Raw genomic sequence first — 17,159 nt, 5'->3', positions numbered from 1 at the left:
AATGATAAGATTTTTAATTTCCTAGAAAATAATTGTCTAAATTTGCTAAGCAGCAAACCAAGTATCGATTTATTTCGCAGATAATATTTTTTTTTCGGTCAAGTAGCCAGTAATTTTAGACAAGTTAATAAGCACTAAACTGGAAATAATAAAGAAAGCGCCTATCAGCATAATTGGATGAAAATATTCATTATAAAAAAAACGTCCAATCGTTAAAGCAATAACTGGCGATACATATAGCCAAGTGGATGGAATAAAGGTATTCGTTTTCGCAACAAGATAGTAATAAATAGTATGTCCCAACATTGAGCCAGCAACTGTTAAATAGATAACAGAAATAATCCCTTCTGCTTTAAGCGATGGTATGCTTTCCATTGTAAAAACAGCTATTAGGAGTAAGAATAAACCTCCATAAATCATCTGCACAGCATTTAGCACAATAGGTGATTGTGATTGAAATGTTGCTATCACTTTGCTGGAATAGATGGTTCCAGCAGCATATCCAATTTCCCCTAATAGAATAATCCCGCATCCAAAAATCCACTTTGTACTTACATCAATTGATAACCCTGGCAAAAATAAAAATAATACACCAATAAATCCGATAGAAATACCAAGTATACTTATTTTTGTTGTCTGTTTTTTCAAAAAGATGCTTTGAAGAACGATAATTAACATAGGACCAGTAGCTGAAAGAATCGCTGCAATCCCTGATGTTACATATTGCTCCGCCCAATAAAGAGAAGCAAAAGTGATAAAGGTTAAAGAAAATCCGGTTATAATTAACTCTTTACACAATAATAAACGCAAAATATTACGGTTTTTAAAAGAAAAATAACAAAAGATGATACTGCCGGCTAATAAAAATCGTATACCAGCAGATAAGAATGGGGGAAACCCAGCGTCAATACCTACTTTTATTGCTAAAAAAGTCGTGCCAAAAATAAAACACATTACACTATACAAAAAAACAATCATAGAAATCCCTCCTATACGTAAGTGTTCAAAAAGTAGGACAATAAGAACAAAAAATTCACAAGCTTGTGTTCCCAGACTTTTTGAACAACATCTAATAGTTATAGTACGTTACAATAAATAGACCAGATGATCAGTAGTAGACCAGATGAGCTAGGATTAAAGGGATAATAATAATAGGAGGTGGGGAAACATGGCAAATTCAACAAAAACTCCTCTGTATCATCAAGTGTATGATTATGTTGTCCTTCGAATAAAAAATGGGGAGTGGCATGCAGGCAGTAAGCTTCCATCCGTTCGAGAGCTGGCAGAATTATTAGGGGTAAATCGCTTAACCGTATTAAAAGCATTCCAGTTATTAAAGGAAAAGGAATATGTTTATGTGAGGGATAAAACAGGGTACTTTGTGAAAAGTCCTATTTTGCATAAAGAGGAAGGGGAAAATCATTTTAATCAGCCGAAAGTATATTCTTATGTGCAGAATAGCAGGTTGTCAGAAATACATAGTGAAGCTGTAAATTATATGTTTTCAACTTCTCTGATTGATCCGAAATTATTGCCAAATCGATATTTGTCACAGCATGTAAAAGAAATTTTTGACCGTTATCCCCATTTATTAGGAACGTACGCTCCAGTTAAGGGGGACAGAGAATTAATAAAAGGAATGGCTGCCTATCTTTATCGTAATGATGGCATCGATATTCAAGAAGAGTCGATAATGATTACAACTGGTGCACAGCAGGGAATTGATATTATTGCAAAAGTATTTGTACAATCTCATGATTATGTATTAATAGAAAGTCCAACTTATAGTGCAGCCGTTGATATTTTTTTAAATAGAGGGGCGAAGCTTTTACCAGTTGAAATGACGCAGGGCGGCTTTTCGTTAGAAAAAGTGGAGATGCTGATGAAAAAATATAAACCGAAATTATTTTATATGAATCCAACATTCCATAATCCAACTGGATATACAATCCCGATAGAACAGCGGAAGCTACTAGCGGAGCTTGCTGAAAAATATCAATGCATTATGGTAGAAGATGATTCTTTTCACGAAATTTATTTTCAGCAAACACCACCCAGACCTATATTTTCGTATGACACTGGGGGATATGTTATATATTTACGAAGCTTTAGTAAATATATAGCTCCTGGATTAAGAATTTGTGCCCTTTTGGCCCATCCAGTTATTATGAAATGGCTAGTAAAAGGAAAAGCATTAGCAGACAATGGAACACCATTGTTAAATCAAAAGGCATTTCTTTATTATTTAACATCAGAAAGAGTGCATTTGCATATGGAAAAGCTGCGCATTGCCTTGCAATTACGAAAGGAAACGATGGAAAAAGAATTATCCGCTGAAAAGTTTCATTGGGACAGCCCAATTGGGGGATTAAATTTGTGGGTGAAGCTACCCGATGGAATAGAAATAGAACAATTGAAACAGAAAGCTTTGGAAAAATCGATATCATTTGTTCCCGGGAAAATTTGCGATCCGTTAGAAAACAATATCCCTTATATACGATTAAGCTATTCTTTTTTAAACGAGCAAGAGATTAAAGAAGGAATTCGTTTATTCCTACAGGCTTATCAATCGATTGAATAAAATAAAAAGCTGCCTCACATGAAGCAGCTTTTTATCATCATTAATCCTTGTTTGATAAAATACCAAAAATACGAAGAATGCTGACAAATAGGTTAATAAAATTAAGGTATAAATTTAATGCCATTAATGGTACTTGTTCTGCTGAAATGCCGTGATGCTTCATGCGGTTAAAATCAAAGATAACATAGCCGCTAAATACTAATACGCCAATAAAGGAATAAGCGAGCAGGGCTGTTGAATTTAATGGCCAAATCATATGAAAAATCGAAATGGCAACTAAAGCAAGCAAGGCTGCCATCAGCATGCCGCCTAAAAAGGAAAAATCGCGTTTTGTCGTTGTTGCATAAACCGCTAATCCGGCAAAAATAACTGTTGTCGTTCCAAATGCCATTATCACGATATTTGCACCTATTGTAGAAACATAATGCGCTACAATTGGGTATGTCGTAATCCCTGAAATAAACGTAAAGGAATATAAAAAGCCATACGATAAAGATTTTCCTTTTCTTAAAAAGAAAGCAATAATAAGCAATACAACTTCTAAAATTGCTAACGGTAAAAACAACGATGCGGGTATATAATTACCAACCATTGTTCCAACAAAGGCAATCCCTAATGAAACGGCAAAAGCTCTTAATACAGCCGGCATCTGTTCATTTCTTGTACTATATGCGTACATGTTCTTTCCTCCATTTTGGTTACTTTCTAATATTTACGTTGAAAAATAATAAAAGTTTCATTATTTTTCTCTGACAACCTCACCTTTTAATAAATCGCGAATTTCCATTAACAGCTCTTCTTTAGCATCTGCTTTTTTTACTTCTTCTTTGATTTCTTCTTTTTTCTTAAATTTATTGATCACTTTTATGACCATAAAAATAGAAAACGCGATAATAAAGAAGTCAAATACGGTTTGAATAAATTGTCCATAAAGAATGTTTGCTTTTTTATAGGTGATGGATAGAGTAGTAAAATCTAGTCCTCCGATGATTATGCCAATGATCGGCATGATAACATCTTTTACTAAGGAACTGACAATTTTGCTGAAGGCAGTGCCAATGATGACCCCAACAGCTAAATCGACTACATTTCCTTTCATGGCAAATTGTTTAAATTCTTTCCACATAATGCTGACCTCCTTCATTCTTGGCTACATAGATTTATTGATTTATATAGTAACAATAGTAAAAAAAATAGTAAACCCATCCGGATAAAGATAAAAAAAGAATATTAATTAATATAGGCTGTTTTCGTATAGATTGTTGCTTTTAAACGCGCAGCCTGAATACACTTCGTTTTCCGAGTGCGAGCGCCAAGCCTCCTCGTCGCATACGCTCCTGCGGGGTCTCGTCTTTCTCGCATTCCCACAGGAGTCTACGTGTATTCAGTCTGCTAAGAAACACTTTTCCAAATGTTTTTTATGTAAAAAACAAAAACAGTCTTAATATAAAATATACATAAATTCTACCCTTTAAAAATGTAGCAGGGCAAGTAAAAGGGATGAAATTAGGAGAAAATGATCATTTCCTTCACTTCTGGATGGTGAAATAACGGGTGATGCAAGAGCATTTGGAAAAAGCTTGCTTTGTAGAACGTAGCTCCTTTTGTTAATATTATTAGAGCGTATTCAAAAAGGAGGATAATCAAAGCGAAGAGATTCGACAGCGTTCCTCTATTTTGGAACATCTCTATTGGAAGATAATTAGAAGCGTGAAATAATCAGGAGAATAGTATGAAACCTTATCAATATATTTTTTTAGTGTTAATATGTCTAGCTGTAATCATCGTGACAGTGATCAGAATAAATGAGAAGAACCAAAATTTAGAAACTATTAGCGATAGCAAACAAACAGAAGAAAAAAAGGAACTGTCTCAAGTAAAAGAAAAAGCTCTTTATGAATGGAATATAAGAGAAGGAAATGAAGAGTATGAAGCTTATTTAGTTGGTGAAGAAGAGAAACAATACACTTTAAAAGAAAATAATACATTTGGTAAAGTAGATGATCCAATTATCGAAGGGGATTTTTCTTTTTATTTAGCAAATGAAAAAAATGGTCCCTTTGCTTTTAAACAAGCTGCTGGGATGAAGGAGCCTTTCGTTTTTAATTTAATGAATAAAAACAAAAGTACATATTATGTGAATAAGCATACGATCGCAGCCATTTTTCAGCAAGCAGCCAAAGATGAAACAAAGGCGTATTTGTACACGATAAAAAACGGGGAATTATCATTTCTAACGAATGAGGCAGTTCCTATTTATGATAATAAGATAAAAAATATTCAACAAAATTATTTACAAACAATCAACAAAATAGATGAAAAAACATTTGAGTTTACCACATGGACGCTTGATCCTAAACAATTGAAATTAGAGCCGTTGGACGTTACTTCCGTTCAAGAGAAAGGAATAGTAGAAAATTGGCTGATGGACGAGATGTACTATTATCCGTTTAAAAACTTAGCTATTACCTCTTCTGTTATTAGGAAAGCAAGTGAGGGAATGTTAATAGGAAGTCAATATCCAATTGGAACAAATAGTAATGAGATCAAAACATCGAATGAACATTTTATAAAAGAAGAAGTGAAAAAAGATGTCATTACGTTGGTTTTTCCTGAAGTAACCTATTATTACAATAAAAAAAATGAGCAAGTATCAGCAATTTCTATTCCAGGAATCCGTCTAAAAGGAACATTGGAAAACGTAAAGGAAATGCTGGGAGAACCGGATGCATACTTCGTTAACAAGAAGAAAAATGAAGCAGTTGCCATCTATCATGCAGGCAACTACGAGCTTAAAATATTGGTCAACAATGCTCAAATCATTCAAACATTGGAATTAAGTAAAAGGTAATATGGTTGATAAAGGCTGTTTTCGTAAAGATTGTCGCTTTTAAACTCGCAGCCTGAATACACTTCGTCCGTTTAGCGAGCGTCGAGCCTCCTCGTCGCATAAGCGAGGCCACTGAAAAAGTAAATGCTATAATATATAGGTAGTGACAATCCAAGCAACGCAGAGGTTTTCGTTCGGTTTTCCGAGGCTTACCACACGCTTTCCGTGGGGCGAGCGTCGAGCCGCTTCGTCGCTATGCTCCTGCAGGGTCTCGCCTGTCTCGCTAATCCCACAGGAGTCGTGCGGACGCCTCTCCTAACCAAAATGATGGTCGTTTTCAAACTCTCTATACCATTTTCACCCTAATAAATTTAAGTGTTTCACCTATAATTATATCTAATAAAACACTTTTTTCAGTGCCTTCCCATACGCTCCTGTTTGGGTCTCGTCTTTCTCGCATTCCCACAGGAGTCTACGTGTATTCAGTCTGCTAAGTACTTCTTCTCCCCTTTTTTTACTTAAATAACAACAAACTTAGAGAAAACAGCCTACATATTTGATGTTTATAATGGAATATTCTTTTTGATTCACTATTTCAAGGAGATTATTATATGATAAAGAGAAAGATCTTAACAGCATGTATTACATTTGTTATTTCCAGCTTTTTTATTGCAATTTTTACACCACCAAGTTCCTTTTTGGCTGATAAAAGTAATTTTTTTAGTAATATTTTTATTTCAATGTTATATGTAGGTATTGCTATTACATTATACGGTCTACCTGGCTCTTTGTTGGTGGAAATTATTACCAAAAAAATCGGAAAAGCAAGATTATTTTTTTCTTTTGCTTTTCATTTGATTTTGGGGATAGCACCAATTATATTTTTATGGTTTTTGACTTTTTATTCTTTAGGAATTGCATGTGTATTCTTTTTACTAGATGAAACCTTAAGATATATATTAGAAAAAAATCCCGATGATAAATAATTATCTCGGGATTTGTGTATTTTATTAAGAAGAAGTAAATTGTTCATTAGTGTAGGTTGGAAATAAATATTTGAACCCTTGATTTAAGAGTTAATGTAATGACCAAAACGTTAAATAACATCATTTAATAATCACATCCAATTTTTAACTTGTTCAGTAGTTGCCGCATGTGATTTTATTAAAACGCCCAATCCCCATTCCTGAAAATAGGTTCAATACTTCCATCAGCGGTAATGCCGTCGATATCCATTTGATTGGAACCAATCATAAAATCTACATGTGTGATGCTTTCATTTAATCCATGTTCCGCTAGTTCCTCACTCGACATTTGTTTGCCGCCTTCAATGCAAAAAGCATAAGCACTTCCAATGGCTAAATGATTAGAAGCATTTTCGTCAAACAATGTATTATAATACAGTATATTTGATTGTGAAATAGGAGAACGGTGAGGTACAAGGGCAACTTCCCCTAAATAATGTGAACCTTCATCTGTTTCAACTAATTGACGAAGAATTTCTTCTCCTTCCTTTGCTTTTACATCCACAATACGCCCATCTTTAAAGGTAACAGTAAAATGATCAATAATATTGCCGCCGTAGCTTAATGGTTTTGTACTAGAGACAGTACCATTAACGCCTGTTTTATAAGGAACAGTAAAGACTTCCTCTGTTGGCATATTCGCCATAAATTCCAAACCTTTTTCGTTGATGCTTCCTGCACCACACCATAAATGTTTTTCTGGAAGTTCAATCGTTAAATCTGTTCCAGGTGCACGATAGTGAAGCTTCTTATATGCTTTTTTATTTAAGTAATCCACTTTTTTATGTAATGTTTCGTCATGCTTTAACCATGCATCCACGGGATTTTCACTATCTACACGTGAAGCTTTAAAAATAGCATCCCATAGTAATTCCACTCGTTTTTCGGTTGGTGCATCTGGGAATACTTTGTCTGCCCATGCTTTAGAAGCAGCTCCAATAACGGTCCAGCTGACTTTGTCTGATTGAATATACTTGCGGAATGTTGTTAATGCTTTGCCAGAAGCTTTTTGAAAGTTGCTGATTTTTTCAGAAGAAATCCCTTTTAATAAGTCAGGGCTTGAAGATAATACAGACATAAATGCAGCGCCATTTTCCGCCAACTCTTCCGTTTCTTTCGCTCGCCATTTTGGAAATTCTAAAAATGCCTCTGCTGGTGCTAGTTCATATTTTGTTCTCGTAACCACATCATCTGTCCAGTTCACCACAACATTCTCTGCGCCTGCTTCATAAGCCTTTTTTACAATAATGCGTACAAATTCTGCTGCTTCAATCGTCGTGTTAATAACAAGCGTTTGATCTTTTTGAATATTGACGCCAACCTTTACAGCAAGCTCTGCATATTTTTCTAGATTTTGTTGGAATGTACTCATTTTTTTACGCTCCTTTGCCTTTTAAGTGTATGTATTTATACAATCGGTGCAGTATTCCTTATTATTGTATCTTTTTTACAGGCAGAAATAAACTAATAGGCTATAATAAAAAAAGCAATAATTATAGGAGGCTAACATGACTAAAGTATTAGAAGCGGTTATTTTTGATTTTGATGGTGTTATTGCCGACACGGTTTCCCTTTATTATGAGGCAACAAAAAGAATTGCAGAGGAATTAAACGTTCCTTTTTCTATAGAAGATAATTTGCGTTTTCAAGGAATTCCACGAACAGTGTTAATCGAGGAGCTTGTCTCAAGAAGTAATGTATCATTGTCCGATGAAGAAAAAATATTATTGGGAAATAAAAAAAGTGACTACTATAAAGAGATGATTGCTGACTTTACTGAAGAGCAAATGCTTCCAGGAATGAAGGATTTTCTTTCGGAGTTAAAAGCAAACGGAATAAAGTTGGCGATTGCATCGTCCAGTTCCAATGCGCCGTTTTTATTAGAAAAGTTTGGTGTACGTGATTGGTTTACATGTATTGTAGACCCACATTCATTAAAAAAAGGCAAACCAGATCCAGAAATATTTTTAACAGCGGCTGATCTTTTGGATGTTGAGTATAAAAACTGTGCTGCAATTGAAGACGGTGAAGCAGGATTAAGTGGAATTATGCAAACACCGATGTTTTCCGTTGGAGTTGGCGAAGAAGACTATTTACAAAAAGCAGATTGGCATGTAAAAAGCACAAAAGAATTACAATTAGAGAGTTTATTAAAAAAATTTATGAAAAATAGAGCAGAGTGAATATCACATTCTGCTCTCTTTAAATTTAGTCTTCCATAAATCACAGAGACTTGTTCCAAATCCTTCGTCTTTTGTAATTAGAAATGTATAAATAATTTCTGCTTTCAAACTATGGTATATTAGACGGTATATAGTAGTAAAGGAGTTCGAACAAATGACAAAAATTGTAGTAATTGCTGAGAAGCCTTCCGTTGCACGCGATATCGCAAATGTATTGAAGTGTACAAAGAAGGGAAATGGATTTTTAGAAGGAAACAAATATATCGTTACCTGGGCACTGGGGCATTTAGTCACTTTAGCAGACCCTGAGGTATATGATAATAAATATAAATCATGGAACCTAGAAGATCTCCCTATGCTTCCAGACCGCATGAAATTAGTTATCATGAAACAAACCGGAAAGCAGTTTCATGCTGTAAAAGCACAGTTAAATCGCAGTGACGTGAATGAAATAATCGTGGCTACAGATGCAGGCAGAGAAGGCGAAATAGTTGCACGCTGGATTATTGATAAAGCAAAAGTTCATAAGCCTATCAAACGTTTGTGGATTTCCTCTGTAACAGATAAAGCGATTAAAGATGGTTTCAATAACTTAAAGCCTGGTAAAGCTTATGAAAACTTATATGCTTCAGCAGTAGCACGTTCAGAGGCAGACTGGTATATCGGTTTAAATGCAACTCGTGCCTTAACAACAAAATTCAACGCACAATTAAACTGTGGGCGTGTGCAAATGTATCCCGTCAATAGCTAGGGTGAAATTAATATTTCTAGTATTTATCTGACTTGTATCAATTAAACCCAAATAATTATGGTTAAAATTTTAATTTTAAATATTAGCATATCAAATTTTGATTCATAAAGAGCCTTCTTGTTTAAATAGACTGAAAATTTAATATATTGAATTCCCTACCATAGTTGAAATGTTTCCTTTGTTCAATTGAATTAAATTTCAACAAATAAAGGGAGCTAAACTAATGAATATTACCGTTAGTGATAGCGATTATGTAGAAGTAGTATTTGTATGATCTTTCTGTATAGGGATATATTTTGGTCATCTTGTTATGGAGAAGGAAGTCAAAAGAAATAACCATATGTTAAAAATAACGAATTATCTCTAAGGCATATTTTTGAAAATCATACCTTTAAAATTTGAAGGAGCAACGATAAAGAAGAATCTAATGTATAGTAAAGGGTGTTTAAGAGGAATGAACTAATTTAAAAATAGGTTCAAAGGATTAATAAAGTTGAACAACTTCTTTTAGTTGGATAAAATTGTATTTGATGGTATTTTTCATTCCAAAGATAATTTCTAGCTTAAAAATAGAAAAACCAACAGATATTTTAGTATCGATTATTTCTTATACAAAGAGAGGGCGTTGAAATTTGAAGAATGATCCAAGTATTCGGGAGTTTTTAAGAACCTATGTAAAGGCAATTCAAGACTCAAATGCAGCAATATTTGCTGGTGCAGGTCTCTCACGCCCTGCTGGCTATGTGGACTGGAAGGAATTACTACGGGAAGTTGCTGAAGATTTACAACTAGATATCGATTTGGAAGCAGATTTAATAGCTTTAGCTCAATATCATGTTAACGAGTTTAATGGGAGAGGAAAAATAAATCAAATTTTGATTGATGAATTTACTAAAAGTGTAACAATAACTGATAATCATAAAATTCTCTCAAAGCTTCCTATAGGTACATATTGGACAACCAATTATGATCAGTTAATTGAATCTAATTTGGAGGCTGTGAGTAAGAAGGTGGACAAAAAAATAGCACCTGAAAACTTGAGTTATTCTGTACCAGGAAGTGATGCAATTGTTTATAAAATGCATGGAGATAGTACTTTACCCCATGAAGCAGTTCTAACGAAAGATGATTATGAGGGGTATGATTTAAAAAGGCAATTATTTAGTACAGCCTTGCGGGGGGATTTGGTATCTAAAACATTTTTATTTATTGGTTTCAGTTTTGATGATCCTAATTTATCTCAAATTTTAAGTAAGATTAGAATTTTATTGAATGAAAATACAAGAACTCACTATTGCTTTATGAAAAAGGTAAATATAAATGATTATGAAAATAATGAAGAAGAATTCCGTTATGCGGAAATTAAGCAAAACTTAAAAATTAAAGATTTAAAAAGATATAGTATTAAGGTTCTTTTAGTTGATGATTATCCTGAAATAACAGACATTCTTCAACATATTACTTCACTGGTTATAAGAAAAAACATTTTTGTATCCGGAAGTGCGAGTAATTATGGCGAATGGGGTGAGCAGAAGTCTTTTGAATTTAGCACATCATTAAGTAAAGCCCTCATTAAAAATAATAATAATATTGTTTCTGGATTTGGTTTGGGAATAGGGAGTTGTATCATTTCAGGTGCATTAGAAGAACTCTATTCAAGTCAAAATAACAAGGTAGAAGAAAGGCTCAAGTGTAGACCATTTCCACAAATTACAAGGGGGCAACTTTCCCGATCTGAATTATGGACTAAATATCGCAAAGAAATGCTTTCTAATGTTGGTATTGCTGTCTTTATATTCGGAAACAAGATTGATAATGAAACTAACAAGATACTTGATGCTAATGGCATGATAGAGGAATTTAATATTTCTACAGAAAATGGGGCAATCCCTATCCCAGTAGGGGCTACTGGTTTTACTACTAAAGTTTTATGGCAGAAGGTTATGGATGATTTTGATAATTATGTTGGAATTGAAGGATTAAAACCTTTGTATACTGATTTAGGTGATGAAAGCAAGACTCCTAACGAACTAATTGAAACGGTAGTAAAAATCATTAACCAATTAGTGAAGCACTAATGCATAAAGTGATATAGGTAATCTAGCTTTACAACGTAACAGATATAAGAAAATCATTAAGCAATATGTGGGAGGAATCTGAATGACATATAAAACTTTTATATCCTATAAATATTCTGAAGCTAAGGATTTAAGAGACAGAATAGTGGAGGCATTGGGGGATGATGCTGAATATTATCAAGGGGAAACGAGTGAATCACCGGATATGTCAGATAAAACAACTGATTATATCAAAGAGAAATTAAAGGATATGATTTATTCTACCTCTGTTACTATCGTTGTAATCTCTCCGAATATGAAATTAAGTAACTGGATTGATTGGGAAATTGAATATTCACTTAAACAAATAAAGAGAAATGATCGCACATCTAGAACCAATGGTGTTCTAGGAGTTGTCATGAAATACAATGGCGATTATTCTTGGTTAAGATATTCAGTTACAAAATCTGATGGACATGCTGCTATACATACGAATGATGAATATCTCTATGATATTATACACAAGAATAGATTCAACCAGGAACCTCCTGAATATACTTGTGATGTATGTAAACACGTGAATTCTTTAACAGGTTCATATATTTCTTTGATTAGTGAAGAAGATTTTCTTGAAGATCCAAATAAATATATTGATAATGCATACGGTAAAAGCAAAAATACAAGTAACTATAATCTAACCAGAAAAAAATAAAGGGATGATTATAAATCTATTAAGAAGAATTCTTCGGCTCGGTAATACAGGGTTTTGCCAAACTTTATTGTTGTTGCTTTAAAATAAAGTTTGATCAAAAACACCTCACAAACCGGAATTTTACGATAAATAAAAAGTGTAGCTTTAAAATAAAGTTTGATCAAAAAACAACCCACTGACCCATATTTTAAGTTAAATTAAAAGAACCCGTTTTGAAAAAAGTTTGTTCAGAACGGGTTAATTCTTTGTGAAACAATGTGTAATTTTTATAAAAAAGTTTGATCATTTCCTACTTTGGATCTTCAACAATCGCGCCCGATTGTTGAAGATCGTTTTTCTTATTGAACTAACGCATCTGTTCGTTAAGTGTAACTTTTCACAATTACTTGATATTATATAGGTGAATAGAAAGATAAATTAAAATTTAGTTTAGTAGTTGTAAAAGTAGGTTATTTATATTATTCTATTATAATTTTCCAAAAAGGAGAGTTTATGAAAAAGATTATTGTTTTTGTATTAACGATATTTATATTATTCTCAGGATTCGCAACACAAAGTTATGCGTTGTCTGATTCGAAATCTGCGGCAATACAAGCGTTGCTAGATGATGCCTCTCGTATATCAGGTGTGCCGGGAATGTCAATCTCAATACTTGCTGATGATGAAGTGTTCTACTTTTCTTCAGGGTATGCTGACCGTGAAAAGGGGTTGTCTGCAAGTGAAAATACACTCTATGAGTTAGCCTCGGTCAGTAAAGCTTTTACCGGTATGGGTATTATGCTGTTGGAAGAGCAAGGGCTGCTCTCAATGACTGACCCTGTCCAAAAATATTTACCTTGGTTTACGTTAAAGTATCAAGGGAAACCTGTTGATATGCAAAGCCTTACACTAAATAACTTTCTTCACCATACCAGTGGTCTAACAAATATTAGGCATACTCAAAGTATTCCACAAGGCAATACACCGGATATGTTGCAAAAGACTGTGGAAATGCTCGTAGATGCTGAATTGGCGTTCCCTCCCGGTGAACAGTATAACTATGGAACCGTTAATTATGACGTATTGGGTTTGGTTATTGAGATTGTGTCGCGACAAAGCTATGAAGACTTTATGAGGGAACAGGTATTTCAGCCGTTAGGTCTTCACCAGACGTATGTTTATAAAGAAGATGCTCAAGCCACTGGACAGTTGGCACAGGGCTACCGTTCTTCCTTTTTTATGACAACTCCATTTAAAGCTCCGGATTATGCTGGGAATAAGCCCGCAGGCTACATCATTTCTAATACAAAAGATATGGCGCGTTGGATGGGCATACAGATGGGTATTGTGCAGGACATACCCGAAATATTTCACACGGTTATCGAAAAATCACATAGGGGTGATATGTCTGTTTCGGCTGTCAACGATATGTATTATGCGGCAGGCTGGTCGGTAAACGCCGACCAAACGATTATAGAACACACTGGGGGCAATCCAAATTTCAGAACCGAAGTAGTCATACTGCTAAATGAACGAACAGCCGTCTGCTTGCTGAGCAACGGCGCAAATACCAATATAAACCTGGTACTAAAAGTTAAAGATATATTAGACGGCAATCTAACTCAGTCATATGAAATAAGCGGCACACAGCTTTTGGATATCATTTTGTCGTCTATCACTATTATTCTTTGCCTATTGGCCGTTCTCCTATTTCTCTTAGGATTACGCAGAAGGAAAACGAATGAGCGGCAGCCAATGACAAAAAAGAGAATAATCGTAACAGTTATTTTCCTGATCGCTACGATTGCCCTGGGTATACTGTGCTGTGCTTTCGATTGGTCAACGATACTTATTTGGCAAACATATAGTGTTCTTACAGCTTTGATTTCGTCAGCATTATTAACAGCAAGCATTACATGGTTTGTATACATTCACCGATAAAATAACTCGCTCCCAAGATAAACATAATGTTAAGTAATTAAATTTCAATTTATCGGTATGCTTAATTTGAAAAACATAAGGCACTTCGGTGTCTTTTTTAATATCATCGACAATTTTCCCAGTCAAACCTAATTACTATTGCTTCCACTAACCTGCTCCGTTCGTGGAATAAAGATTTTTAAACAACTAATATTATTTTTTAAATGACTTTATTGTAAATTAAACAACAATATTATTTTTGCACAAGCGTCGTTAGATAACATTTCTTAAAAGACTGTTATTCAACAATCTGGCCCTTTTGTGGAACAAGAAAATATCTTGCCTATCTACACAGGAATTTGATCAAATTTTTTTACAAATTATCATTCTTTTTTATAAATGATTAGACTTTATTATAAATTATCGAACTTTATTTCAAAGCCACAAAAAGAACCTATTTTGAAAAAAGATTGATCAAAATGGGTTCTTTTTGTATTTATGCAAGATGCTTCTTATTTCCCGGTTTCACCAAATTGCTTAATCCGTTCACCAATTTCGTCACGAACACGCTGAAATTCAGACCACTCTTTTCCAGCTGGATTATCAAAGCCCCAGTGTACACGTTTGAGATGAGGAGGTGTAACTGGGCAATTGTCTGCTGCATGACCACAAAGAGTTACAATTAAATCTGCATTATTTAATATTTCTGGATCAATCACATCCGATGTTTGATTAGAAATATCGATGCCTGTTTCTTTCATAGCTTTAACTGCATTTGGGTTTAATCCGTGTGCTTCAAGGCCTGCACTTTTTACTTCCCATTCATTTCCTAAATGTTTTTTTGCCCAACCTTCAGCCATTTGGCTTCTGCAAGAGTTTCCAGTACATAAAAAGTAAATTGTTTTTTTTGTCATGATGTATATCTCCTTTTAGTTAATTAATAAAGAAAAGTATAGACCTATTAAGGTAATAAGTAGAATTGGGATCGTTAAAACAATACCTGTTTTGAAATATGTTCCCCATGAGATTTTTACTCCTTTTAGAGATAAAACATGGAGCCACACTAAGGTCGTTAATGATCCGATTGGAGTAATTTTCGGACCTAAATCAGACCCAATAACATTTGCGTAAATGAGAGCTTCCCTGATCGTGCCAGATGTATTGGTTTCAGCAATAGCTAATGCATCGATCATGACAGTTGGCATATTATTCATCAAAGATGATAAGAAGGCTGCTATAAAGCCCATACCTATTGTTGCAACAAATAGACCTTGACCAGCAGTTGCTTGAATGACACTAGCTAACGATTCAGTTAGCCAAGCATTTCCTAAACCATATACGACCACATACATCCCTATTGAGAAAAAGACAATTGCCCAGGGAGCACCTTTTACAACAGTTTTTGTATTGACTGCATTACTTCTTCGGGCCATCAATAAAAAGAAGATTGCAATGACCCCGGCAACAATTAAAACAGGTATTTGGGTGAATTCACTAGAAAAATAACCAATTAGTAATAACCCCAGAACATACCAAGAAAGGCGAAACATTTTAAAGTCCTTAATAGCTTCTACAGGTTTTCTTAATTTTGATAAATCATACGTATTTGGAATGTTCTTTCTAAAATAAATTAATAAGACTGTAATCGTTGCTACTATTGAGAAAAAGTTAGGAATAATCATTTTTGAAGCATACTCTACAAATCCAATGTTAAAAAAATCTGCAGATACAATGTTAACTAAGTTACTTACTACGAATGGTAAAGATGTCGTATCTGCAATAAATCCACTTGCCATAATAAATGGAAAGATCATCTTTTCTTTAAATTCTAAATTTCTAACCATCGCTAAAACAATTGGTGTCAAAATTAAGGCAGCCCCATCATTTGCAAATAATGCAGCGACGATGGCTCCTAAAATGCTAATATAGACAAACATTTTAATTCCATTTCCCTTAGCAGCTCTGGCCATATGTAGTGCTGCCCATTCAAATAATCCAATCTCGTCTAAAATCAATGAAATAAGAATGATTGCTACAAATGATAATGTTGCATTCCACGTAATTCCGATCACTTCAAGTACATCATTAAATCCAACTACACCTAATAATAAAGCTACGATAGCCCCACCACATGCACTCCAACCAATATTTAATCCTTTTGGCTGCCAGATAACGAGAATAAGTGTTGCTAAAAAAATTATTGTTGCCAATATAGCTGTAACCACTAAATTTAACCTCCGTTACTCACTTTCTTCTTACTAGCAGCAAGAACTACTTGTATCTCCATTAGGGGTAGCGTCAGGAAAATGCGGATTTACAACGATAAGGAAATTCCAAATTAAAAAGCCCAACTTCTCTGCAAAACAAAATAGAGAAAGTGAGCTTTTCAGTTACTTCATTATTTTTATTTGAACTAATATAAAACTGCTAAGTTGATTTTTTAGCTCAGCTATTTATTGAATTCATTAACTGGAAGAAGTATTCAGGTTTATGAGTCTTATTTAGGTTATACCATGAATGTAATGTATCTGGTGCAAATACATCTAATTTTTTCAGTACTTCTATCGCAAATTCCAGAGGAGCTATTCCTGATGCAGTAACTAAATTCGTATCAGATACCGCAGATCCCACCTCATAGAACTTTTCTCCTTTATAGTTAGGACATACCATTTTAGTGTATTCTAAATTATTACTTGTATGCTTTCTAGTATCTAAGTATCCCATATTCGCAAGGGCCTCAGTTGCACCACAAATTGCAGCAACAATAGTGCCAAGCTTTAAAGCTTGGCCAATTCTTTCCAAGATAGGTTGATGAATTTCTTCACTCCAAGTAGTCCCTCCTGGTAAAATTAAAAGATCTTTACTCTCAAGAGTACATTCATCAAGGGAAATATCTGGTTTTATGCTCAGTCCTCCCATAGTAGTAATCATTTCTTTATTAGCTCCTACTGTAATTACTTTTAAAGGTACTAAATCTTTTTTGAAATATCTTCCTGAGTTTAGTTCAGCAATTAAATATCCATATTCCCAGTCTGACATTGTATTAAATACATAAAGATAAACTTTTTTTGTTTGCATTCAATAACACTCCAATTACAATTGATATAGCCTATTATAATAT

14 protein-coding genes and 1 pseudogene are annotated in these 17,159 nt (G+C 34.1%); 8 read left to right on the top strand and 7 right to left on the bottom strand.

The window, feature by feature from the left end; translation table 11 throughout:
• Positions 1 to 69: 69 nt before the first annotated feature.
• A complete protein-coding gene (locus tag ACTXGU_RS14365) occupies positions 70 to 978 on the bottom strand; it encodes a DMT family transporter (protein ID WP_443482209.1) in 909 nt (302 codons plus the stop codon).
• A 190-nt stretch (positions 979 to 1,168) separates the two neighbouring features.
• On the opposite strand from ACTXGU_RS14365, the gene ACTXGU_RS14360 reads away from it, so the two are divergent.
• A complete protein-coding gene (locus ACTXGU_RS14360; RefSeq protein WP_443482208.1) occupies positions 1,169 to 2,581 on the top strand; it encodes an aminotransferase-like domain-containing protein in 1,413 nt (470 codons plus the stop codon).
• Positions 2,582 to 2,621: 40 nt separating this feature from the next.
• Here the strand turns inward: ACTXGU_RS14360 and ACTXGU_RS14355 are convergent, their stop codons facing one another.
• Positions 2,622 to 3,260 (bottom strand): Bax inhibitor-1/YccA family protein, encoded by a 639-nt coding sequence (locus ACTXGU_RS14355; RefSeq protein ID WP_443482207.1) that lies wholly within the window; start codon positions 3,258 to 3,260, stop codon positions 2,622 to 2,624.
• A 60-nt stretch (positions 3,261 to 3,320) separates the two neighbouring features.
• A complete protein-coding gene (gene mscL, locus ACTXGU_RS14350) occupies positions 3,321 to 3,707 on the bottom strand; it encodes a large conductance mechanosensitive channel protein MscL (RefSeq protein ID WP_443482206.1) in 387 nt (128 codons plus the stop codon).
• Positions 3,708 to 4,313: 606 nt separating this feature from the next.
• Between mscL and ACTXGU_RS14345 the strand changes: the two genes are divergently transcribed.
• Entirely contained in the window at positions 4,314 to 5,432 is a 1,119-nt protein-coding gene (locus ACTXGU_RS14345) for a hypothetical protein (protein WP_443482205.1), read from the top strand.
• A gap of 590 nt (positions 5,433 to 6,022) precedes the next feature.
• Positions 6,023 to 6,397: a hypothetical protein gene (locus ACTXGU_RS14340; protein WP_443482204.1), complete on the top strand. Its 375-nt coding sequence runs from the start codon at positions 6,023 to 6,025 to the stop codon at positions 6,395 to 6,397.
• Positions 6,398 to 6,575: 178 nt separating this feature from the next.
• Here ACTXGU_RS14340 and ACTXGU_RS14335 read toward each other — a convergent pair whose 3' ends face one another.
• A complete protein-coding gene (locus ACTXGU_RS14335; protein WP_443482203.1) occupies positions 6,576 to 7,808 on the bottom strand; it encodes an aminopeptidase in 1,233 nt (410 codons plus the stop codon).
• Between the two features lie 136 nt (positions 7,809 to 7,944).
• Here ACTXGU_RS14335 and pgmB point away from each other — a divergent pair, with 136 nt between their 5' ends.
• The 5 genes and pseudogenes from pgmB (at position 7,945) to ACTXGU_RS14310 (ending at position 14,059) form a co-directional block, all read left to right on the top strand.
• Entirely contained in the window at positions 7,945 to 8,619 is a 675-nt protein-coding gene (gene pgmB / locus ACTXGU_RS14330; protein ID WP_443482202.1) for a beta-phosphoglucomutase, read from the top strand.
• A gap of 154 nt (positions 8,620 to 8,773) precedes the next feature.
• Positions 8,774 to 9,349 (top strand): annotated as a pseudogene (locus tag ACTXGU_RS14325) (toprim domain-containing protein); the annotation flags it as partial.
• A gap of 653 nt (positions 9,350 to 10,002) precedes the next feature.
• Positions 10,003 to 11,448 carry an SIR2 family protein gene (locus tag ACTXGU_RS14320; RefSeq protein ID WP_443482201.1) on the top strand — a complete coding sequence of 482 codons (1,446 nt, stop codon included), beginning with the start codon at positions 10,003 to 10,005 and terminating at the stop codon, positions 11,446 to 11,448.
• Between the two features lie 82 nt (positions 11,449 to 11,530).
• Positions 11,531 to 12,139, top strand: coding sequence for a TIR domain-containing protein (locus tag ACTXGU_RS14315; RefSeq protein ID WP_443482200.1), 609 nt, complete (start codon positions 11,531 to 11,533; stop codon positions 12,137 to 12,139).
• Positions 12,140 to 12,631: 492 nt separating this feature from the next.
• Positions 12,632 to 14,059 carry a serine hydrolase domain-containing protein gene (locus ACTXGU_RS14310; RefSeq protein ID WP_141434279.1) on the top strand — a complete coding sequence of 476 codons (1,428 nt, stop codon included), beginning with the start codon at positions 12,632 to 12,634 and terminating at the stop codon, positions 14,057 to 14,059.
• 491 nt (positions 14,060 to 14,550) lie between these two features.
• Here ACTXGU_RS14310 and arsC read toward each other — a convergent pair whose 3' ends face one another.
• The 3 genes from arsC to ACTXGU_RS14295 all read right to left on the bottom strand — a co-directional run bounded on the left by arsC (position 14,551) and on the right by ACTXGU_RS14295 (position 17,116).
• Positions 14,551 to 14,952 carry an arsenate reductase (thioredoxin) gene (gene arsC, locus ACTXGU_RS14305; RefSeq protein WP_443482199.1) on the bottom strand — a complete coding sequence of 134 codons (402 nt, stop codon included), beginning with the start codon at positions 14,950 to 14,952 and terminating at the stop codon, positions 14,551 to 14,553.
• 15 nt (positions 14,953 to 14,967) lie between these two features.
• Positions 14,968 to 16,263 (bottom strand): arsenic transporter, encoded by a 1,296-nt coding sequence (locus tag ACTXGU_RS14300; protein ID WP_443482198.1) that lies wholly within the window; start codon positions 16,261 to 16,263, stop codon positions 14,968 to 14,970.
• A gap of 220 nt (positions 16,264 to 16,483) precedes the next feature.
• Positions 16,484 to 17,116 carry a type 1 glutamine amidotransferase family protein gene (locus ACTXGU_RS14295; RefSeq protein WP_443482197.1) on the bottom strand — a complete coding sequence of 211 codons (633 nt, stop codon included), beginning with the start codon at positions 17,114 to 17,116 and terminating at the stop codon, positions 16,484 to 16,486.
• Positions 17,117 to 17,159 lie beyond the last annotated feature (43 nt).

This window comes from Niallia sp. 01092 (assembly GCF_052318935.1).
Taxonomy (GTDB): Bacteria; Bacillota; Bacilli; order Bacillales; family Cytobacillaceae; genus Niallia.
This window is presented reverse-complemented; position numbering and strand designations above follow the sequence as displayed.

Coding starts and splice junctions, on each gene's coding strand:
- ACTXGU_RS14365 (WP_443482209.1), bottom strand. CDS start 978: ATGATTGTTTTTTTGTATAGTGTAATGTGTTTTATTTTTGGCACGACT.
- ACTXGU_RS14360 (WP_443482208.1), top strand. CDS start 1,169: ATGGCAAATTCAACAAAAACTCCTCTGTATCATCAAGTGTATGATTAT.
- ACTXGU_RS14355 (WP_443482207.1), bottom strand. CDS start 3,260: ATGTACGCATATAGTACAAGAAATGAACAGATGCCGGCTGTATTAAGA.
- mscL (WP_443482206.1), bottom strand. CDS start 3,707: ATGTGGAAAGAATTTAAACAATTTGCCATGAAAGGAAATGTAGTCGAT.
- ACTXGU_RS14345 (WP_443482205.1), top strand. CDS start 4,314: ATGAAACCTTATCAATATATTTTTTTAGTGTTAATATGTCTAGCTGTA.
- ACTXGU_RS14340 (WP_443482204.1), top strand. CDS start 6,023: ATGATAAAGAGAAAGATCTTAACAGCATGTATTACATTTGTTATTTCC.
- ACTXGU_RS14335 (WP_443482203.1), bottom strand. CDS start 7,808: ATGAGTACATTCCAACAAAATCTAGAAAAATATGCAGAGCTTGCTGTA.
- pgmB (WP_443482202.1), top strand. CDS start 7,945: ATGACTAAAGTATTAGAAGCGGTTATTTTTGATTTTGATGGTGTTATT.
- ACTXGU_RS14315 (WP_443482200.1), top strand. CDS start 11,531: ATGACATATAAAACTTTTATATCCTATAAATATTCTGAAGCTAAGGAT.
- ACTXGU_RS14310 (WP_141434279.1), top strand. CDS start 12,632: ATGAAAAAGATTATTGTTTTTGTATTAACGATATTTATATTATTCTCA.
- arsC (WP_443482199.1), bottom strand. CDS start 14,952: ATGACAAAAAAAACAATTTACTTTTTATGTACTGGAAACTCTTGCAGA.
- ACTXGU_RS14295 (WP_443482197.1), bottom strand. CDS start 17,116: ATGCAAACAAAAAAAGTTTATCTTTATGTATTTAATACAATGTCAGAC.